A 20,090-nucleotide genomic window follows, 5' to 3' on the forward strand; every position below is an offset into this window, starting at 1 on the left:
TTCTTTACGGGCCCTGAATGTTGTGCTTTACCCGCGAATGGGCCGTCAGCGTATTACGCTACAGCAGCCACAGCCTCGATCTCCACCAGCATCCCATCGAGCGCCAGCCGTGGTACCGGTATGAGCGTACAGGTCGGCTTCATTTGCCCGCCCCAAGCCCTGTCCGCCTCGGCTACCCATTGCGCCAACCGCGCCTCACTGTGATCGACAACGAGCAACGTCAACTTGAAAACCTGGTCCAGCTCCGCGCCTTTCGAGGCCAGCGCCGTCTGCAGATTGGCCAGCGCTTGGCGTGCCTGTTCGGCGAACTCCGGTGACAGTTGCCCAGCGGCATCCTCGCCGCCTTGCCCGGCGACAAACAGCAGGCGGCTACCGGCGCTGACCTCGGCAACATGGGAATAGGCATTGGCACTGGGGTCGTACAGACCTTGTGGGTTGGACAGCTGGAATGCGCGGGTCATGGAACGCTCCTTCGTGTGAATGAGCGTCCGAGTCTGGGGGCTCGAGTTAGGTAGAGGTCAAGCTGCTGTAGGAAATTTCGTTATTACTGCACAGAAGCTCAACACCGCGTATGTAGGATTCCGCAGCACAGTTCGCTAAATTGCAGCTCCCGGCACGGAGGCCAGAGCCGCGGCGCAGCGCCGCTTCAATAAAGGAAAGGCCATGAGCACGTCCCACGAATTCCAGCTCGCTTACACCATCAGCCCCGAGAGCAAAGAGCATGAAGGTGACGCCGCAGCAGCGCGCACCCACCTGCGTGAAGAGATGGGCTGGAAGACCTTCGGCAGAGTCGAAACGACGCTGCACGGTAAGCTGGTTCTGTCCGCCGGTACGAAGGAGGAAAAGCGCAAAGAAGCCAGCAAATCGATTCGTAACAGCATCCGCGACGCGTTCAAGGCGCTTGAGGTAGAAGATAAGGTCAGCTTCGCCGGCAGCTTGCTGGTCAGCGGCCTCGACCCGGCGATCCAAATCGGTATCACGCCGGACTGAAGCCACCGGTATCAGGCGCCCCCGCGCCTGATACCGCCGCTGTCACTTTTCTTCCAGCACTGCCCTGCCCTTCACCGCTCGCGGCCCACGCCAAATCCAGAACAGCAACCCCGGGAACGGTGCATAGACCACGAAGACGATCCACAGCATCTTGCGCTCCGCGCGCCGTTCGCTGCCGATGATGTGCCAAATGGCAAAGATCTCCAGCAGGATGACCAAAGCCGCGACAATGATCCACATCGTTCCGATTTCCATAAGCACACTCCCGTTGGCATGTACTGATTTGGGTTACGGCTAGCACAGAGGGTTCATTTCAATTTGTAGCACAGCGGCCACCAAGTTACCGACCGCTTAGCACCTGGGACACGGCATTCACGTTCTTTCAGGTTGACCATCGCTCAATCACCCGTTGCTCTGCAGGATGGATTGCGACTTCCCTAATGCTGCGTGCTGAAGCCGGACAAGCGGCAGGCAGACCGCGAAATATTGCCTATCGTATAAAGTCCCACCGGACGAAGAGCGTCTTGCCATGGATATCAATACGCTGTTTGCGCAGTTGCACACCCTTCCCAGCATTCCTCAGGTCGCCCTGGAGCTGGTCCAGCAGTTTGACAACCCCCACGAAAGCCTGGAAAAGGTCGCGCGAAGCATCGAGCGCGACCCGGTCATCGCCGCCAAGGTGCTGCGCCTGGCCAACTCGGCGCGCTTCAAGGGCGCCCGCGAGTCGGCCAGCATCGAGGATGCGGCCATGCGCCTGGGCTTCAACACGCTACGTACCCTGGTACTGGCCTCGGCCGTGACCGGGGCGTTCAAGTCGGCGCCGGGCTTCAACCTCAAGGTGTTCTGGGGGCGCAGCTTCCAGGTTGCCAGCATCAGCCGCCTGCTGGCCCGCCAGGCCGGGCTTGACGGTGAGGTAGCCTTCACCTGCGGGGTCATGCACGACATCGGTGAGCTGTTGATCCAGACCGGCGCGCCGGAATACGCCGCACGCATTAAAGGGGCCAGTGGTACCACCAACCGCGCTGCCAGCGAAACCCAGCAACTGGGCTTCGGCTACCCGGAAGTCGGCGCCGAACTGGCCAAGCGCTGGAACCTGCCGCAGACCTTGCAAGCAGCCATCCGCTACCAGGCGCAACCGCACCTGGCGCCTGATGGCCAGCCCTATGCGCGGGTCATCGCCCAGGCGATGGAGATTTTCGATGCGCTGGAACAGCACGGCGGGCCGACGGGCGAAGCGCGCGATGCCCTGGGTGGACCACTGTTCGAAGAGGTCGACCTCGACTTGCTGTTTGAAAAGCTGCCGTTCGTGCTGGAGCAGGACAAGGCCTTCGCCGACTATCTGGCCTGACCGCACCGGCCTCTTCGCAGCACAAGCCCGCGAAGAGGCCGGCGCAGACTTGCCTCAACACGACCTGCAACGCGACACGCGCCCGCCGAAGATTGTCTTTCCCGCACGCTCCCGCCACACTCTGCTGGCCAGCCAGGAAGCGGAGTCCAGAGTGCCCACCCCACGTCAGTTCAGCAAGAAGACCAGCACCAGCAACATGCTGCGGCTCAAGGCCAGCGCCGGTAGCCCCGAGGCACCCTACCGCGTCGACTTCATCCTTCTCGAGCACTTCTCGATGGCCAGCTTCACCGTGGCCATGGACGTGCTGGTCACCGCCAACCTGCTGCGCGCCGACAGCTTCCGCTTCACCCCGCTGTCACTCAAGGGTGACCGGGTATTGAGCGACCTGGGCCTGGAACTGGTCGCCAGCGAACTGTCAGCCACCGAGCTCAAGGAACTGGACCTGCTGATCGTCTGCGGCGGCCTGCGCACACCGCTGAAATACCCCGAGCTCGACCGCCTGCTGGACGACTGCGCCGCCCACGGCATGGCCCTGGGCGGGCTGTGGAACGGCGCCTGGTTCCTCGGCCGTGCCGGCGTACTCGACGACTACGGCTGCAGCATTCACCCCGAACAGCGCGCCAGCCTGTCCGAGCGCAGCCCGCAAACCCGCATCACCCCGGCCAGCTTCACCCTCGACCGCGACCGCCTCAGCGCCGCCAGCCCCAACGGCGCCATGGAGCTGATGCTCGGCCTGGTGCGCCGTCTGTATGGCGACGGTTTGGCCGAAGGCGTGGAAGAAATCCTGTCGTTCTCCGGCGCCCGCTACCGCCAGGTCGGCCCCGGGGCGAAAAAGTCCATGAGCCTGCACCTGCGCACCATTGTCGAGCTGATGGAAAACAACCTCGAAGAAACGCTGAGCCTCGACCAGCTGGCCGCCTACAGCGGCCGCTCGCGCCGGCAGATCGACCGCCTGTTCCAGGCCCAGCTCGGCACCTCGCCGCGGCGCTACTACATGGAACTGCGCATCACCAAAAGCCGCCGTTTGCTGCAGTACTCCGACCTGTCGGTGATGGAGGTGGCAGTGGCCTGCGGCTTCGTCTCGGTGTCGCACTTCAGCAAGTGCTACGCCGCCTATTTCGGCTACCCGCCGTCACGCGAGCAACGGCTGGGCGAATAAGCGGGGTCAGGCGCGGATGTAGCTGAGCACCACGTCGCAGATCATCTGCCGGTGGCGTAGCTTGACCTGCTCGTCGGCCAGGTCGATCTGGAAGATGTCGCCGAAGGTATGGCGGTTGGACACCCGGTAGAAGCAGAACGAACTCATCAGCATGTGCAGGTCGATGACCTCGATGCCAGGGCGGAACACGCCCTCTTGCACGCCCCGCTCCAGGGTGCTGCTCAAGGCCTGCAGCACCAGGCTGCTCATCTCGCGGATGGCCGGAGACTTCTTGACGTATTCGCCGTAGTGGATGTTCTCGGTGCAGACCATGCGCACGAAATCGACGTTGCGGTCGTGGTGGTCGAAGGTGAATTCGGCCAGCCGGCGAATCGCCTGCTCGGCCGGCAGCGACTCCAGGTCCAGGCTCTGCTCGGTCTTGCGGATGTCGCCATAAAGTTTGACCAGGCACTCGACGTACAGCTGCTCCTTGCTGCCGAAGTAGTAGTAGATCATGCGCTTGGAGGTGGCCGTGCGCTCGGCGATGGCGTCCACGCGCGCGCCGGCCAAGCCTTGCTGGACGAACTCGTTGATGGCGGCCTGGAGGATGTCCTCGCGGGTTTTCTCGGGGTTGTTCTTGCGCGGTTGGCGCGTAGCCGAGGGTTCAGGCGGGCTGAGGGGGGCTACGGGGTTGCTCATGGGGGCTCACGGGGTATTTATTGGGATTTGGGGGGATTATCCGTGAGAGGCGGTTGGCTGGGAAGCAGGCTTTTGGTATAGGGCGACTCAATGCGCGGGAAATGCGTCGCACATTTCGCTGTGCGGCGACAGCGCTCGGAACAGTAGCGCACCTCATCCCAACAGCGAGCCCAGCGTTTGCGCCAGCTGAACGGCAGGCCACAGACAACGCAGACCTTGCTCGGCAACGCTTGCTTCTTCATGGCTGGGGTCACCGTGAGGCTTGCGGCATACGCCGGAAGAACAACGTGACCTGCCCCACCTCTACGCCGAGCTTGCTCATGCGCGTGCGGTTGATCAGGGTGTCCTCGTCCATCAGGTACATCCAGTCATCCATGTCCATGGTCCAGTGCCGGCCATCGACCGGCAGGTCCAGCTGGTAGCGCCATTGCAAGGCATTGCCCGCCACGATGCCCGTGGCCTCGCCGATCACGTCGCCAGCCGTGCCGCGCCAGCGGTCAGGGCCATCGGGGGTGAGGGTCCAGGTGCGCTGCTGGCGCGTGCCATCGCTGTACACGAAGTGTTCGTCGAGTATCAGCCGTTCGCCTTCCCGGCGGCTGTCAACCCGCACATGGAAGCGCTTGACCACCTCGCCCGAGCGCTTCTGAAACATGCCCCACGCCTGCACCGGATGCGAAAAGAACGCCGCCAGGTCCAGGCGCGGCTGCTCCTGCGCGTAGTGTTCGACCCCAACCTTGCAACTGCCCAGCAGCAGGCAAGCGATCAACAGCAGTGGTTTGTACATGCTTCAACCTCCTCGGTCGCGCCCGCCCACCCCTAGCAGGCGCTCGCGCAGCTGCGCATCACGGGCCTCGGGGTCCAGCCAGATGGCAAAGAACGCACGGGCGAATGCCGGGTCAGTCACCTCCCGGCTAAGCTGGCCATCGACATAGAAACGGCAACCCTGGCCGGGTAGATACAAGCCGGTGATGTTCATGCCCGGGCGCACGTCGACGAAAGCTTCAGCCATGGCGGCTGACCAGAGTTGCACGGTGTCGCTGGGCAATGGATGCTTCGCCAGCCGTTGTATTTCATCGATGCTGGCCTGCACCAGCGTGTTCCGTGACAGCGACCGGTGGTAAATCAATTCGAGGGCAAATGGCTTGTCCCAGCTCCAGGAGCCACTGGCAAGCCACAGCCGGGCGGTGTAGAGGCGCAGGCTGAACCAGGTGAAGTCGCCACTGCCCGCCACCTGTGCGGCAGGCATTGATGTGCGCCAGTCCGCGCTGGCGGGCGATGCCACCGTCAGCAAGGCGACCACCACGAACAGGCGGATAACCAGGCTCGTCATCCCCTTACGCCCGCCGTCGAGGCTCAGGCCGCTGTTGACGAATACCTTGCTCATGATTGCCCCCTCGCTCCGGACGGTTCACATCCTCCGAATGCATCCACACAAGCATAGATGACCAGGGCTCGCACCCCGAGAGCACGTGCGCACCAATCAACCCGTTACACAATTGGAACTAAGCCACAGTCGCGCCGCCCTAACCCTGTGCGACAAGCCCATTGCCATTCACAGGAAGGTTTGATCAATCATGAAAAGCGAACAGATCGAAGGTGTTGCGCAGAAGGTGGCCGGCAAGGCTCAGAGCGCAGCAGGAGAGTGGCTCGAGGATCCGGCGCTGAAAGCCGAAGGAGACGCACGCCAGGCGTCGGGGCAGATCACCAAAAGCTATGGCGATGCACTGGATAACGTTTCGACATTTGTGAGGGAAAAGCCGCTGACTGCGCTTGCAGTGGCCGCTGGCCTGGCACTGGTTGTCAGCCGTCTGTTGCGCCGCTGATTTCAATCGCAAGGCGCTGCAGCCGAAGGGCTTGCAGCGCCCGTAATATCGAGCGCTACCCCGTTACAACACCGGCTTGCGCGCCGCCCCGCTACGGCGCTTGGCCATCGCCGCCAGCCGCACCGCAACGTTCGCCGCGCCATACCCGGCATAGCCCCCCTTACGCTGGATGATCTCGAAGAAGAAGCGCTCCTCGAACGGCTCGGTGTACACGTGGAACAGCTCGCCCCCTTGGGCATCGCGGTCGTACAGCACGTTGTAATACGCCAGCTCGCTGAGGAACTCGTCATTGAAATCGAAGCGCGCCGCGAGGTCGTCGTAGTAGTTCAGTGGGATTTCCAGCAGCGGAACCCCAGATTCCTTCGCTCGCGCGACTTCAGCGAAGATGTCTGCACAATCGAAGGCAATGTGATGCACACCGGAGCCACGATAGCTGGACAGCGCGTGGGCGATGGCGGTGTTGCGGTTTTCCGAGATGTTCAACGGCAAACGCAAGCTACCGCACTGGCTGCGCAAGGCGCGGCTCTTTACCAGGCCGTACGGGTCGGGCAGCACCACTTCGTCGTCGGCAGCAAAGTCGAACAGGCTCTTGTAGAACAGCACCCAGCTGTCCAGCGACTCGGCCGGCAGCGCCAGGGCCATGTGGTCGATGCGCTGCAAGCCGCCGGTGGCATTGGCGGCCGGGTCCAGGCGGAAGTCGGTGTCGTACAGTGACGGCCCTTCCTTGCCCTGCTCCACCAGGTAAATCAGGCTTCCATCCGGCGCACGTACGGCCGGCACTTCGCATTCGTTGGGGCCAACCAGGCCACGGAATGGCTGGCCACGGAAGTCGGTGGCGCGTTGCAGCGCGGCGTGCTCGTCCTTCACCCGCAAGGCGGTGGCGCACAGCGAAGGGCCATGGGCTTCGAAGAAGTTGTGGCCGAAGGAGTACGGCTCGGCGTTGAGCACGATGTTGATGTCGTTCTGGCGCAGCAGGCGCACGTCCTTGCTGCGGTGCTTGCCAGCTTCGGCAAAGCCCAGGCGCTTGAGCCAGCTGCCCAGGCGCGCGCCGACGGCTTCATCGACGGCAAATTCGAGGAACTCCACGCCGTCGTAGGCGCTGGCAGCCGGCGGGGTGAACAGCACGCCCGGCTCGATGGCAGTGCCTTCTTGCTCCAGGCGCAGGCGGGTCTGCTCTTCGAGGTACAGCAGCGAGCGCAGGCCGTCGGCGGCGTTCTGCCGTGGTGGCGCGGCGCGGAAGCCGTCGTTGAAGATTTCCAGCGACAGCGGGCCGCGGTACCCGGTGGCGAGGATCGGCGCGAGGAAGCCGGCCAGGTCCATTTCGCCCTGGCCCGGGAAGTTGCGGAAGTGGCGGCTCCACTCCAGCACGTCCATGTTCAGGATCGGCGCGTCGGCCATCTGCACGAAGAAGATCTTGTCGCCGGGGATGTCGCGGATCGCCGCCGGGTCACCTTTGAGCGACAAGGTGTGGAAACTGTCGAGGATCACCCCCAGCGCCGGGTGGTCGGCCTGGCGCACCAAGTTCCACACCTGCTGGTAGGTATTGACGTGGCGGCCCCAGGCCAGGGCTTCGTAGCCGATGCGCAGCCCACGTTTACCGGCGTGCTCGCCGAGCAGGCGCAGGTCGTCCACCAGGATCTGTTCATCACCCAGGGCGTCGGCCTGGACGTTGCTGCACACCAGCACCAGGTCGGTGCCCAGCTCTTGCATCAGGTCAAACTTGCGCTCGGCGCGGTCGAGGTTCTTCTGCAGGCGGTCGCGGCGGCAACCTTCAAAGTCACGGAACGGCTGGAACAAGGTGATGGCAATGCCAAGGTCGGCGCACATCTGCCGCACTTCGCGCGGGCTGCCGGCGTAGTACAACAGGTCGTTCTCGAAGATCTCGACGCCGTCGAAACCGGCGGCGGCGATGGCTTCGAGCTTTTCCGGCAGGGTGCCGCTCAAGGACACGGTGGCTATCGAACGCTGCATGGAGGAGTTCCTTGTTATTGGACAAACGACGGGCCGAAACCCCGCGTGGGTTTCTGGCACTGTTGATTATTCGCAGGTAAAGTCGGCCCGGCAATCTGTTTGTACGGAATGGTTAGTTTTGCGTTCGATTACCGAACAAAACCGAATGAGGCGAATTGATTCGCTGACGACCCTAAGCAAACATGAACCCAGACGCAGGCACACCGACCGCCCTCTTTTGCCCTGAGGGTCGTTCGACGGAACCTGCGCAGACACGCCCAACGTCACAACATAATAAGTTCAATAAACCGGGTACCGACCTATGCACACCTCCATCGCCTTGCGACCCGCACCTGCTCGTTCGTCCTCCCTTTGCAGACACCGCCTGCGATCGTCAGCGCTATAACCGCCCTACTCCCGATAAGCGATCGCACCCCTCTGGCCGCCCCTGGGCAACGCCAGCCGTGCGGCGACCTACAAGAACAACGGAGACAACGATGGCTCACTCAAGCTCTCAAGCCAAGAAAGCGACCGCCAGTGGATGGATTGGCTCGGCACTCGAATACTACGACTTCTTCATCTATGCCCAGGCTGCGGCGCTGATCTTCCCGCAGATCTTCTTCCCCAACACCGATCCCAAAATGGCCATCATCGCCTCGTTGGCCACCTACGGTGTGGGCTACCTGGCGCGCCCTGTCGGCGCCTTTGTGCTCGGCCACTGGGGTGATACCCGTGGGCGCAAGAACGTGCTGCTGCTGTGCATGTTCCTGATGGGCCTGTCGACCATGGCCGTCGGGCTGCTGCCGACTTACCACGATATCGGGATGCTGGCCCCGGCCTTGCTGGTGGTACTTCGCCTGATCCAGGGCTTTGCCGTGGCCGGTGAAATTTCCGGCGCCAGCTCGATGATCATGGAGCACGCCCCGTTCGGCCGGCGTGGCTACTATGCCAGCTTCACCTTGCAAGGCGTGCAGGCTGGCCAGGTAATGGCAGCGGCGGTGTTCCTGCCACTGGCCTACTTCATGCCGAGTGAAGCCTTCAATGATTGGGGCTGGCGTATTCCGTTCCTGTTGAGCGCCTTCGTCCTGGTCGCGGGCTTCATCATCCGCAAGGAAGTGCACGAAACCCCGGCTTTTGTTAAGGAAGAGAAGCAGGACAAGGTTGCCAAGTCGCCGATCAGCGAAGCCTTCCGCCACAGCTGGAAGCACATGGTGCTGGTGATGTTCATGGCGTTGATGAACGTGATCCCGGTGGTCGCCACCATCTTCGGCGCGGCCTACGCGGTACAGCCGGCCTATGGCATCGGCTTCGACAAGAGCGTGTACCTGTGGATCCCGGTGGTGGGCAACATCGTCGCGGTGCTGGTGATCCCGTTCGTCGGCAACCTGTCCGACAAGATCGGCCGTCGCCCGACCATGATCGCCGGCTGCCTGGGCTCGGGCCTGCTGGCCTTCGTCTACCTGTATGCAATCAGCATCCAGAACGTGCCGCTGGCCTTCGCTGCCTCGATCGTGATGTGGGGCATGGTCTACCAGGGCTACAACGCGGTGTTCCCAAGCTTCTACCCGGAGCTGTTCCACACCCGTTATCGCGTCTCGGCCATGGCCATCGCGCAGAACATCGGCACCATGCTCACCGCGATGCTGCCCGCCCTGTTCGCCCTGGTGGCGCCACCGGGTTCGGACAACATTCCGCTGGTGATCGGTGGCCTGGCGTTCTTCATCACCTGCGTGTGTGCACTGGCGGCCTACATTGCGCCTGAGACCCACCGCATGGCGATGGAAGACCTGGGTAACCCGGATGCCAAACCGATGGCGAAGGAAGCCTTCGAGGCCAGCCGCAAGGGTAGCTTTCAAGCTGTGAGCAACTGATAGATTGCCGGGGCTGCGCTGCAGCCCTTTCGCGACACAAGGCCGCACCTACTGTAGGAGCGGCCTTGTGTCGCGAAAGGGCCGCAAAGCGGCCCCAGCAATGTCAGCCTTTGACCACCTCTTGCAGGTGACGCCAAAGCTTCTCCACATGCTCCCGCTCGGTCGGCAGTGCACCCACCGACACCCGCACCATCCACCGCCCGTCCAGCGTCGCCGGCGTCACATACGCCAGCCCGGACGCATTCAACCGCTCCGCCCACGCCTTGGTGTGCGCATCCAGCGCCTCCTCCTCCAGCCCGGCCGGCCGATGGCGAATGCACAAGGTCTGCAACTGCACCGGCGCCAGTACGTCCCACTCCGCCGCCGCATTCACTTGCTCCGCCAGCCAGCGTGCATTCTCCAGATCCCGGCGCAAGCGCTGCTGCAGCGCTTCGACACCTTCACTGCGCAACATGAACCACAACTTCAACGCGCGGAACCGGCGTCCCAGCGGAATGCCCCAGTCACGCAGGTTCTTCACCTCTCCATCCACCGCCGACTGCAGGTAGCTCGGGTTGGTGCTCATCACCCGAATCAGGTGCTGCGGATCGCGCACGTAATAGATCGAGCAATCGAACGCCACACCCAGCCATTTGTGCGCGTTGACCACCACCGAGTCGGCCAGCTCGATGCCATCCCACATCCAGCGGCATTCCGGCAGGATCATCGCCGAGCCGGCCATGGCCGAGTCGACATGCAGCCACAGCCCGTTGGCCTGGGCGATTTCGCCGATCGGGCGCAGCGGGTCGAGGGCTGTGGTGGTGGTGGTGCCGGTGGTGGCGACCACAGCGCATGGCTGGTTGCCGGCGGCCAGGTCCTGCTCGATGGCTGCTCGCAACGCGTCCGGGCGCATGGCGAACTGCTCGTCGGTGGCAATCAGGCGAATGTTGGCACGGCCGAAGCCGGCCAGCAGCGCGGCCTTGTCCACCGAGCTGTGGGCATGGGCGCTGACATAAACAATCAATGGCTTGACCTCGGCCTGCAAACCGCCGCGCACCAGCGCATAGTCGGTGGCACGCTCACGGGCGCTGATCAGCGCCACCAGGGTGCTGGTGGACGCGGTGTCCTGGATCACCCCGCTCCACTGCGCCGACAGGCCAAGCAGCTGGCGCAGCCAGTCGAGGGTGGTTTCTTCAAGCTCGCTCAAGGCCGGACTGGATTGCCACGACAGCCCCAGCACACCGAGGCCGGTGCTAAGGAAGTCGCCGAGCACCGACGACAGCGTGCCGTTGGACGGAAAGTAGCCGTAGAAATCCGGGTGCTGCCAGTGCGACAGGCCGGGCATGACCAGTTGATTGACGTCATCGAGAATCGCTTCGAACGGCTCGCCCTGCTGCGGCGCGCCTTGAGGCAGCTGGGCCTTGAGGTAGCCGGGCTCGACCTGAGCCATGACCGGGCGTTCGCCGACCGATTGGCGGTAGTCGGCGATCAGGTCGATCAGCTGGTGGCCGTACTGGCGGAATTGTTCTGGGGTCACGCGCGCTCTCCTGAGGATTGTCCAGTGCCCCCAGTCTAGGCGCCTACGCCTGCGCGAATAACCCCGCTTCGCGCATACCTGCTATGGCAATTGCGCAACCCCGCCCTGCACGCCGAACTGCGACTGCCGCCACAGCTCGAACACCCGGTTACGCAGCCAGCGATGCTCGGCCGAGGCCTGCAAGCGCTGATGCCACACCACCCAATAGCGCTGGGTATGCTCGACAAACCCCAACGGCCGCCACGCCAGGCCATGCAGGCGCGATAGCTGGCGGGCGATGTGCTCGGGCACGGTGGCCAGCGCCTGGCTGTTGCCGATCACTTGCACGGTGGCCGAGAAGAACGGCACCTCCAGGCTGATGCGCCGCTGCAGGCCCTGGGCGCGCAGGTGGCGGTCGATGAAGCTGTCCTTGTCGCCGCCTCCGGAAATGCGCACGTGCTTGCAGGCCAGGTAGTCGTCCTGCCCCAGCACCTCCAGGGCGGTCAGCGGGTGATCCCGGCGCATCAGGCACACCGCGCGGTCTTCCCCAAGCAGCCGGCCATGCAAGTTGGGCGGCGATTCATCGAACAAGGTGGTGGCCAGGTCGATCTCGCCGCTGGCGAGCAAGGCGTACTGCCCGGCCTGCCAGGTGCGGTAGTCGATGGACACGCCCGGGGCCTCCTGCTCCAACGCGGCCACCAGCAACGGCAGCATGTGCTCGGCCACGTAGTCGGAGGCGGCCAGGCAGAAGCGCCGCTCGCAGCGGGCCGGGTCGAAGACGGCGGGTTGGCGCAGGGCCTGGAGTTCTTCGAGCACCTGGCGCAGGGGTTCGACCAGGGCTTCGGCGTATTCGCTAAGCACATAACCGCGGCCCTGGCGTACCAGTAGCGGGTCGTCGAAGGCTTCGCGCAGGTGGGCCAACTGGCGGCTGAGGGCGGACTGGCTGACGCCCAGGCGGTCGGCGGTGTGGCTGAGGTTTTTCAGCTGCAGGAGGCAGTCGAGGGTACGCAGGTGGGCGAGGCTGAGGGAGGCGAAGGTGGGGTTCATTGATGATCGGCTCCGGATCGCTGGCGAGGGCTTCGCACTCGTTTCCGACCGGTACGGCGCCCCGGCAAGGCCGCTCCTGCAGGGAAACGCATATTCCTGTAGGAGCGGCCTTGTGTCGCGAATGGGCCGCAAAGCGGCCCCAGCTTTTTAGTCGGTCAGGCCAACGTAGACGTTCTGCACGTCATCGTTCTCGTCGATCGCCTCGAGGAACGCTTCAACCTCGGCCAGCGCCTCAGCACTCAGGCTGGCCGCGCTCACCGGGTTCTTCGGGGTGTAGCCGATTTTCGCCGAAGTCACGGTGAAGCCGTGATCCGGCAGGGCCTTCTGCACAGCATCCAGGTCGGTGGTGTCGGTGATGAACAAGGTCGAACCTTCTTCTTCACCTTCCTCGAAGTCCTGGGCACCGGCTTCGATTGCAGCCATTTCCGGGTCGGCATCGCCTTCCGGGGTGGCTTCGATCAGGCCGACGTGGTTGAAGTCCCAGGTCACCGAACCGCTGGCGCCCAGCTGGCCCTTGCGGAACAGCACGCGGATCTGCGCCACGGTGCGGTTGACGTTGTCGGTCAGGCACTCGACGATCAGTGGCACCTGGTGCGGGGCGAAGCCTTCGTAGCTGACGGCGTGGTACTGCACGGCTTCGCCGTCCAGGCCTGCGCCTTTCTTGATTGCACGCTCAAGGGTCTCGCGGGTCATCGAGGCTTTCTTCGCTTGGACGATGGCCAGGCGCAGGCGCGGGTTCATGTCCGGGTCGGCGCCAGACTTGGCCGCGATCTGGATTTCCTTGGCCAGCTTGCCCATGATCTTGCCCTTGGCATTGGCAGCTGTTTCTCTATGTTTGGCTTTCCACTGTGCGCCCATGTCGACTCTCTTTGTTTCAGCGGCCGGTTCAGGAAGCGACCGGCCAAAAGTGGGTGCAGTTTATACGCCCTCGGGCAGTGGATCGACAAGTCATCTCACGTTTTGTCGGCCCTGCCCGCTTTCCCTCAAGTGCGCAGGGGTTTGATCGCCATGCTGGTGTTGGGCGCCACGTCATTGGCCAGGGGCGTGCTGGCCGGGCGGCTGTTCCAGTGCGGCAGCAGCACCAGGGCCGAGAACAGCGCGCAACCGGCGAACACGATGAACACCGTGACGCTGTCGAAGTAGCCCGGCAGCAGGCCGCCGAGCACCGCGCCTACCGAGCCGCAGCCGTTGACGAAGCCCGCCGCCGTGGCGCCGGCCTTGGCCGTGCCGAAGTCGATGGCCGCCGCACCGCTGATCATCGAGTCCGGACCGTACAGGGTCAGGCCCATGACGAACAGCAAGCCCACCACCATCACGATGCTACCGCTGTGCATGGCTGCCATGAACGCGGCCAAGGTCACGGTCAGCAGCACCAGGCTGATCACGCAGGCCGGCATGCGCCGGGCGCCGAACAGCTTGTCCGACGCCAGGCCGATGATGATCGGGCCTAGCAGCCCGGCGAGTTCGAAGGCTGTGGGGATGATCGCCGCGCCGACCTTACCCACCGACGGCATCTGCTCGAAGACGATCACCGGGCCCCACAGCAAGATGGCGTAGCGCGCCGGCTTCAACAGGAAATAGGCCAGGCCCAGGGTCAATACCGTGCGGTTGCGCAGGATCTCGCGCAGCGGCGCCCAGATGCTGCACAGGTTGCCGGCCGGGGCCATGCTCTGCGGCTCTGGCTCCACCGCTGCCAGGCCCACGTCTTCCGGCTTGTTGCGCTGCAGGAAGAAGAACAGCACGGCCACACCGGCCACCACCGCGGCACTGGAGAAGAACGCCGCATGCCAGGTGCCAACCAGGGTGTAGGCCCACCAACCCGCGAACGGAGACGCGACCAGGCCACCGAAGGCATAGCACGAACTCCACAGCCCCAGCACCCGCCCGCGCTGCGCGGCCGGGAAGAAGCTGCCGATGTTCTTGCACAGCCCGGCCCAGCCGGTGGACTGCGCCAGGCCCTGGATCAGCATGCAGGTGGCGAAGATCGGGAAGGTCGCGTAACTGCCCATTACCACCGCGGCCGCTGCGGAAATCAGCAAGCCACCCAGCACCACCACGCGCGGGCCAAAACGGTCGGCAAGCATGCCCCAGGTGAACTGGCCCACGGCATAGGCGGCCAGGTAGATGCCGTCGAGGTTGGCCATGGCGGCCTTGTCGAGCATGAACGTCGGGTCTTCACCGATGCCGAGCTTAGCCACCGAGAAGGCTTTGCGGGTGAAGTAGAAGGCCGCGTAGGCCAGCCAGGTGATAGCGAAAATCTGGATGCGCCAGCGCTTCAGCGCGGCTAGTGACTGATTCATTGACTCTGACCTCTTGCTCTAGTGTGCCGGCAGATTGTTAAAAAACGCCTGTCTTGTTGTTGTGTTGCGCACTGCATGACGAAGGCTCGTCATCTGGTCAGATGGCACCGGTGTGCGGGCCATGGCCCGGCCGCTGCTTGTGGCGGCGGCCTCGGGTTGAAACGTATGGAAACAGTTGCTGACTGATAAAGAAAATCGATTTATCGTATTTCACACATAAGTTCAGCTTGTTACTGGAGTCGGCATGTCGGTATCTCACGCTCAACTCAAGGCCTTTCATGCGGTGGCCGTGCACGGCAGTTTCACCCGCGCGGCTGAAAAGCTGTTTCTGACCCAGCCGGCGGTGTCCGACCAGGTGCGCAAGCTCGAAGAGCGCTTCGGCGTGCTGCTGTTCCACCGCAACAAGCGCTCGGTGCAGCTGACCGACCTGGGCGAGCGCCTGCTGGGCATCAGCCAGCGCCTGTTCGCTTGCGAGGCCGAAGCCCATGACCTGCTGCAGGATTCCCGCGCCCTGCACACCGGCAGCCTGGTACTGGCGGTGGATGCGCCGGTGCACGTGCTGCCGCAGATTGCGCGCTTTTGCCAGCGCTACCCGGGCATTCAGGTCAAGGTCGAGACCGGCAACACCGATGAGTCGCTTTCCCGGCTGTTCAGTTATCAGGCCGACCTGGCACTGCTCGGGCGCGACGTGGATGACGAGCGGTTGTACTGCGTGCCGTTGCGCCGCGACCCGATGGTGGCGTTCGTTTCGCACAACCACCCTTGGGCCAGCCGCGGCTCGATCAACCTGGCGGACCTGGACGACACGCCGCTGGTGCTGCGCGAGCCGGGCTCGGTGACGCGGCAGACGCTGGAAGAAGAGATGCAGCGCGCCGGCTTGCGGATTCGCCCGGCAATCCAGGTGGAGGGGCGCGAGGCGGCGCGCGAGGCCGTTGTGGTAGGGATTGGCGTAGGGGTGGTGTCGGCGGCCGAGTTTGGTGCGGATGCGCGGGTGTGCGCCTTGCCCATTGTCGACTGCCAGCGGCACCTGACCGAGACGCTGGTGTGCCTGAGCGAGCAACGTTCACGACGGGTGGTGGCGACCTTTCTGCAGATGGTTCAGGAAGCGTTGTAGCGCCTGAGCGCCAACGCCCTGCGCCTTTAAGAGGTCGCGACAACGAACAGCCGCGGAAACGGCAACAGCACCTTGCCGTCAGTGGCGGGTGGATAGTCGCGCTGCATGGCCTGCAGGTACATCTGCAGAAAGCTCGCCTGCTCCTCTTCGTCCAGTCTGGCCAGATAAGGTCGCAGCGCCGAGCCCTTGAACCATTCCACCACTGCCTCCGCGCCGCCAGCCAACGGATGGTGATAGGTGGTGCGCCACACGTCAACGCGTGCGCACAGAGGGCTGAGCAGGTCATAGTAGAACGCCGCGTTGTGCCGTGGCGGCAGCTGGAAGTCGGCGAATTTTTCCGCCCACGGGCCCTCACTGGCGATCTTGCGCAACTGCCGGTGAGCGGGCTCATCGAGGTTGTCCGGGGTCTGCACGGCCAGGCTGCCACCCTCGCTCAGCTGGCGCACCAGGTGCGGGTACAGCGAGCCGTGGTCGGGCACCCATTGCAGCGAAGCATTGGCCAGGATCAGGTCCTGCGGCTCGGGGGAGGACCAGTCGCTGATATCGGCGATCTCGCAGCGCACCCGCGGGATGTGCAGGCGTTTGCGCTCGCGGGCCTTGTCGATCATGTCCTTGTCGCTGTCCAGCGCTGTCACCTGGGCATCTTTACAGTGCTGCAACAGCACTTCGGTCGAATTGCCGGGACCGCAGCCCAGGTCGGTGGCATGGCGTACCGGCCGCGGCGGCACAGCGGCCAGCAAGTCGCGCACGGCGCGGGTGCGTTCGTCTTCGAACAGGGAATACTGAGTGGCGGACCAAGCCATGGGCGGCTCCTTCTGGCGGGCGATGCACAGAGCATAAGCCATGTTCCGAGGCGCATGCGCCTGAACTGTCGGCCTATGCTTGAAGTCATCCACTTTATGCGCATGCCCATGAAGCTATCCCTGGCCCTGGCCATTGTGGCGCTGATCGCCGCCGCCGCCCTGCTCGGTTCACCGTGGATGAACCAGCGGTTTCACATGCCTGCGGAAAAACACCAGGCCCAACAACGCGAAACGGCCGGGTCCCCAAGGGAGCCGGCCGTTTCGAACAGCAAGTGACGCTTAGTGTTGCTGCTTGCCAGAGCGGATCTGGTGGATCACACCCATGGCCACCACGACGGCAGCAGCGATACCAGTAGAGATCACCAGGATCTGGTAGTCAGGCATGAAGGCCATGGTCACCAGCGCGGCGATGATGAAGCCAATCACCAGGTAGGTCAGCCATGGGAACAGCCACATCTGCAGGCGGACTTCCTTGCCTTCGGCGATCAGCTTGCGGCGCATGCGCAGCTGCGAGAAGGCGATCACCAGGTACACCAGCAGGGCGATCATGCCGGTGGTGTTCATCAGGGTTTCCAGCACGTCTTTCGGGCGCAGGGTCTCGCTGAAGTTGATCAGCGCGCAAACCACGGCCACGGCGCAGGAGCCGATGATCGCGTACACCGGTACGCCGGTGCCGGCGCGGGTGATCTTGAAGAACGACGGCGCGTCGCCACGCTGAGCCAGGGAGAACAGCATGCGCGAAGCGGTGTAGTGGCCCGAGATCAGGCAGCTGCTCACCGAGGTCAGCACCACGAAGTTCATCAGCAGCTCGGCGTGCGGCACGCCCAGCAGCTCCAGGGTGCGGCGGTAGGCGCCATAGCCGGAAACGCCCAGTTGCGGGTCGTTCCACGGTACCAGGCAGACGATCAGGAAGATCGAGCCGACGTAGAACAGGCACACACGCCACACCACCGAGTTGGTGGCCTTGACGATCTGGGTGGCTGGGTCCTTGGCTTCGGAAGCAGCGATCGTGACGATTTCCGCGCCGAGGAAGGCGAACATCACACCCAGCAACGCACCAATCACCGTGGTGATACCGTTGGGCATGAAGCCTTCGGCGGTCAGGTGGGTGATGCCACGTACTTCACCGAACTGCCAGATGTTCATCACGGCAGCGCCGCACACGATCAGGAAGCAGACGATCGCCACCACTTTGATCAGCGCAAACCAGAACTCGAACTCACCGTAGTGCTTGACGTTGAAGAAGTTGACGGTGATCAGCAGCAGGGTCGTGGCCAGCACGAACACGTTGACGCTCACGTCGGGGAAGAAGCCATGCAGGATCTTGCCCGCCACATAGGCTTCCCAGGCCATCAGAATGACCCAGTACCACCAGTACAGCCAACCGATGGTGAAACCGGCCCAGCGACCGATCGCGCGGTCGGCGTAGGTGGAAAACGAGCCGGTGTCAGGCGAGGAAGTCGCCATTTCACCCAGCATGCGCATGATCAGGACCACCAGGATGCCGCCGGCCAGGTAGGCCAGCACTGCGGCCGGGCCGGCGCTGTGAATCACGCTGCCGGAACCGACGAACAAGGCGCCGCCGATAACCCCGGCGATCGACATCATCGTCAGGTGGCGCGACTTGAGCGAGGCACTGAGCTTGCTCTCGTGCCCGCTTTTCGCGGTGGTGGTTGTGGATGTTGCGTCCATCAGATGTGTACCCCGTGCTTCTTTTTATCCAAGGAAAACTGTGAAACCCCGATGGCTCTTGGTTTCACCTGTACATCAGTGCTAATGCGGGCAGGATGGTGTGCGCAAACACACGCAGGCCTTCCGTGGCGGCCTGCTGACGCGCCCCAGGGTTGGCACCTGAGGCGAACTGAACATGCTTTATGTGGCGCTATCTGACACCTAATGTAAAAATGTCCGACGTAGAGAGCCATGCACAGTGGCATGAATCTCGCACTGCACTGTACAGGCCGCCGATGCAATACACCCGTTGGCGCCTGGTGTTTCGCACCCTTGAAGGCCCCGAATGTTCGAATTACATCCAGACTCCTCCACGCCGTTGGTCAACCAGATCATCGACGGCCTGCGCGAGCTGATCGACAACCAGACCCTCAAGCCCGGCGCCAAGGTCCCGTCAATCCGCGCCTTCGCCGCGACCTATTCGGTGAGTACCTTCACCGTGGTCGAGGCGTACGACCGTCTGGTCGCGCAGGGGTTGCTGGTGAGCAAAGGCAATGCGGGGTTCTTCGTCAATCGCGCGGCGAACGAGCTGCTGGACAGCCAGAATAGCGAAGCCGAGACCGGCCGCCCGACGTTCAATTCCGAGTGGTACCTGCAGCAGATCTTCGAGATCCGCCAGCTGCCGTTCAAGCCTGGCTGCGGCTGGTTGCCCAACGACTGGATGTACGAAGAAGGCCTGCGCCGTGGCCTGCGCCAGGTCGCCGGCAGCCCGCTGGAGCTGTCTGGTTACGGCGACCCGATGGGCCTGCCGGAACTGCGCGCGCTGACTGCTCAGAACCTGCAGCAGGAGTTGTCGATCGTCTGCAACCCGGCGCAATTAATGCTGACCCACGGTGCCAGCCAGGCGCTGGACCTTGCCGTACGCACCTTGGTACGCCCAGGTGACGTGGTGCTGGTAGACGATCCTGGCTATCCGAACCTGATGAGTATCCTGCGCACCCAGGGCGCCACGCTGATCGGGGTGCCCCGCAAGCCGAACGGTTACGACCTCAATCACCTCGAGCAATTGCTAGCACACCACCGCCCTACTGCCTTCTTTACCCAGCCGCACCTGCACAGCCCGACCTGCTCACGCACCCCGCTGCCGCAGCTGCACCGCCTGCTGCAGCTGGCCAGCCAGCACGGCTTCCGCCTGGTGGAGAACAACCTGTACGCCGACATGGTCGCCGAGCCGCAGCCGTGCCTGGCCAGCCTCGACCACCTGCAGCAGGTGGTCTACGTGGGCAGCTATTCGAAGAGCATCTCGCCGAACGTGCGGGTCGGCTACCTGCTGGCCAACCCGGAGCTGTCGCAGAAGCTGCTGCACCTGAAAATGCGCTCGGGGCTTACCACGTCGCAGGTGATGGAGCGGGTGGTGTACGCCGCGATCATCGACGGGCGCTGGCGCAAGCACCTCAAGCGCTTGCGCCAGCGTTTGGCCGAAGCGCATCAGGAAGTTGGCCGGCATCTGCATCGATTGGGCTTTGAGTTGTTCACCGAGTCGGATGAAGGGATGTACATCTGGACCCGTCACCCGGCGATTCCTGACAGCGCGGCGTTACTCGATGATGCGCTTGAGAAAGGCATCATGCTTGGGCCTGGGCAGTTGTTCATGGTGGATGCCAAGGCGACTGGGTGGATGCGGTTCAATGTGGCGTTCAGCACCGATCCGGCAATGTGGGAGTTGTTGGAGAAGGTGCTAGTCAAGCATGTGCGGCGGGGTGGGATTTAGGTGGGTGATGTGCATGATTCAAATCAGTGTCAGGGCTGATAGGCGCTTGCCACAACATCTTCACCGCTTA

Annotated in this window: 20 protein-coding genes and 1 pseudogene; 8 read left to right on the forward strand and 13 right to left on the reverse strand. The window is 63.4% G+C overall.

Annotated elements, in window-relative coordinates; genetic code table 11:
• Nucleotides 1-53 precede the first annotated feature (53 nt).
• Nucleotides 54-461: a RidA family protein gene (locus APH28_RS25365; RefSeq protein ID WP_060513191.1), complete on the reverse strand. Its 408-nt coding sequence runs from the start codon at nt 459-461 to the stop codon at nt 54-56.
• 202 nt (nt 462-663) lie between these two features.
• On the opposite strand from APH28_RS25365, the gene APH28_RS25370 reads away from it, so the two are divergent.
• Nucleotides 664-990: a hypothetical protein gene (locus APH28_RS25370; RefSeq protein ID WP_060513192.1), complete on the forward strand. Its 327-nt coding sequence runs from the start codon at nt 664-666 to the stop codon at nt 988-990.
• 42 nt (nt 991-1,032) lie between these two features.
• Here APH28_RS25370 and APH28_RS25375 read toward each other — a convergent pair whose 3' ends face one another.
• Complete coding sequence (locus APH28_RS25375; protein ID WP_060513193.1) at nt 1,033-1,245, reverse strand: PLDc N-terminal domain-containing protein; 213 nt, start codon at nt 1,243-1,245, stop codon at nt 1,033-1,035.
• A 274-nt stretch (nt 1,246-1,519) separates the two neighbouring features.
• On the opposite strand from APH28_RS25375, the gene APH28_RS25380 reads away from it, so the two are divergent.
• Nucleotides 1,520-2,338 carry an HDOD domain-containing protein gene (locus tag APH28_RS25380; protein WP_060513194.1) on the forward strand — a complete coding sequence of 273 codons (819 nt, stop codon included), beginning with the start codon at nt 1,520-1,522 and terminating at the stop codon, nt 2,336-2,338.
• Nucleotides 2,339-2,489: 151 nt separating this feature from the next.
• Complete coding sequence (locus APH28_RS25385) at nt 2,490-3,497, forward strand: GlxA family transcriptional regulator (protein WP_060513195.1); 1,008 nt, start codon at nt 2,490-2,492, stop codon at nt 3,495-3,497.
• 6 nt (nt 3,498-3,503) lie between these two features.
• On the opposite strand, the gene APH28_RS25390 is transcribed toward APH28_RS25385, so the two are convergent.
• The 4 genes and pseudogenes from APH28_RS25390 to APH28_RS25400 form a co-directional block, all read right to left on the reverse strand.
• Nucleotides 3,504-4,175, reverse strand: a complete 672-nt coding sequence (locus tag APH28_RS25390) for a TetR/AcrR family transcriptional regulator (RefSeq protein WP_060513196.1) — start codon at nt 4,173-4,175, stop codon at nt 3,504-3,506.
• 122 nt (nt 4,176-4,297) lie between these two features.
• Nucleotides 4,298-4,417 (reverse strand): annotated as a pseudogene (locus APH28_RS28760) (DUF2256 domain-containing protein); the annotation flags it as partial.
• A gap of 8 nt (nt 4,418-4,425) precedes the next feature.
• Complete coding sequence (locus APH28_RS25395) at nt 4,426-4,959, reverse strand: DUF3833 domain-containing protein (protein ID WP_060513197.1); 534 nt, start codon at nt 4,957-4,959, stop codon at nt 4,426-4,428.
• Nucleotides 4,960-4,962: 3 nt separating this feature from the next.
• Nucleotides 4,963-5,505, reverse strand: a complete 543-nt coding sequence (locus APH28_RS25400; protein ID WP_060513215.1) for a chalcone isomerase family protein — start codon at nt 5,503-5,505, stop codon at nt 4,963-4,965.
• Nucleotides 5,506-5,749: 244 nt separating this feature from the next.
• Between APH28_RS25400 and APH28_RS25405 the strand changes: the two genes are divergently transcribed.
• A complete protein-coding gene (locus APH28_RS25405) occupies nt 5,750-5,998 on the forward strand; it encodes a CsbD family protein (RefSeq protein ID WP_060513198.1) in 249 nt (82 codons plus the stop codon).
• 63 nt (nt 5,999-6,061) lie between these two features.
• On the opposite strand, the gene quiC is transcribed toward APH28_RS25405, so the two are convergent.
• Nucleotides 6,062-7,969 carry a 3-dehydroshikimate dehydratase QuiC gene (gene quiC, locus APH28_RS25410; RefSeq protein WP_060513199.1) on the reverse strand — a complete coding sequence of 636 codons (1,908 nt, stop codon included), beginning with the start codon at nt 7,967-7,969 and terminating at the stop codon, nt 6,062-6,064.
• A 476-nt stretch (nt 7,970-8,445) separates the two neighbouring features.
• On the opposite strand from quiC, the gene APH28_RS25415 reads away from it, so the two are divergent.
• Nucleotides 8,446-9,819 (forward strand): MFS transporter, encoded by a 1,374-nt coding sequence (locus APH28_RS25415; protein ID WP_060513200.1) that lies wholly within the window; start codon nt 8,446-8,448, stop codon nt 9,817-9,819.
• A gap of 103 nt (nt 9,820-9,922) precedes the next feature.
• Here APH28_RS25415 and APH28_RS25420 read toward each other — a convergent pair whose 3' ends face one another.
• From APH28_RS25420 to APH28_RS25435, 4 genes are all read right to left on the reverse strand, one after another.
• Entirely contained in the window at nt 9,923-11,335 is a 1,413-nt protein-coding gene (locus APH28_RS25420) for a DOPA decarboxylase (RefSeq protein ID WP_060513201.1), read from the reverse strand.
• A gap of 81 nt (nt 11,336-11,416) precedes the next feature.
• Nucleotides 11,417-12,361, reverse strand: a complete 945-nt coding sequence (locus tag APH28_RS25425; RefSeq protein ID WP_060513202.1) for a LysR family transcriptional regulator — start codon at nt 12,359-12,361, stop codon at nt 11,417-11,419.
• 147 nt (nt 12,362-12,508) lie between these two features.
• Nucleotides 12,509-13,219: a YebC/PmpR family DNA-binding transcriptional regulator gene (locus APH28_RS25430; RefSeq protein WP_060513203.1), complete on the reverse strand. Its 711-nt coding sequence runs from the start codon at nt 13,217-13,219 to the stop codon at nt 12,509-12,511.
• A 125-nt stretch (nt 13,220-13,344) separates the two neighbouring features.
• Nucleotides 13,345-14,661: an MFS transporter gene (locus APH28_RS25435; RefSeq protein WP_060513204.1), complete on the reverse strand. Its 1,317-nt coding sequence runs from the start codon at nt 14,659-14,661 to the stop codon at nt 13,345-13,347.
• A 244-nt stretch (nt 14,662-14,905) separates the two neighbouring features.
• On the opposite strand from APH28_RS25435, the gene APH28_RS25440 reads away from it, so the two are divergent.
• Nucleotides 14,906-15,775, forward strand: coding sequence for a LysR family transcriptional regulator (locus APH28_RS25440; RefSeq protein ID WP_060513205.1), 870 nt, complete (start codon nt 14,906-14,908; stop codon nt 15,773-15,775).
• Between the two features lie 26 nt (nt 15,776-15,801).
• Here APH28_RS25440 and tam read toward each other — a convergent pair whose 3' ends face one another.
• Entirely contained in the window at nt 15,802-16,578 is a 777-nt protein-coding gene (tam, locus tag APH28_RS25445; protein ID WP_060513206.1) for a trans-aconitate 2-methyltransferase, read from the reverse strand.
• A gap of 96 nt (nt 16,579-16,674) precedes the next feature.
• On the opposite strand from tam, the gene APH28_RS25450 reads away from it, so the two are divergent.
• The gene (locus APH28_RS25450) at nt 16,675-16,854 is read left to right on the forward strand and encodes a hypothetical protein (protein WP_060513216.1); all 180 of its coding nucleotides are present in this window, start codon (nt 16,675-16,677) and stop codon (nt 16,852-16,854) included.
• Nucleotides 16,855-16,857: 3 nt separating this feature from the next.
• Here the strand turns inward: APH28_RS25450 and APH28_RS25455 are convergent, their stop codons facing one another.
• On the reverse strand, nt 16,858-18,270 hold the full coding sequence (locus APH28_RS25455; protein ID WP_060513207.1) for an amino acid permease: 1,413 nt from the start codon (nt 18,268-18,270) through the stop codon (nt 16,858-16,860).
• Between the two features lie 325 nt (nt 18,271-18,595).
• Between APH28_RS25455 and APH28_RS25460 the strand changes: the two genes are divergently transcribed.
• Nucleotides 18,596-20,020 carry a PLP-dependent aminotransferase family protein gene (locus tag APH28_RS25460; RefSeq protein WP_060513208.1) on the forward strand — a complete coding sequence of 475 codons (1,425 nt, stop codon included), beginning with the start codon at nt 18,596-18,598 and terminating at the stop codon, nt 20,018-20,020.
• Nucleotides 20,021-20,090 lie beyond the last annotated feature (70 nt).

Origin of the sequence: Pseudomonas sp. NBRC 111124, assembly GCF_001320245.1 — a bacterium.
GTDB lineage: Bacteria > Pseudomonadota > Gammaproteobacteria > Pseudomonadales > Pseudomonadaceae > Aquipseudomonas.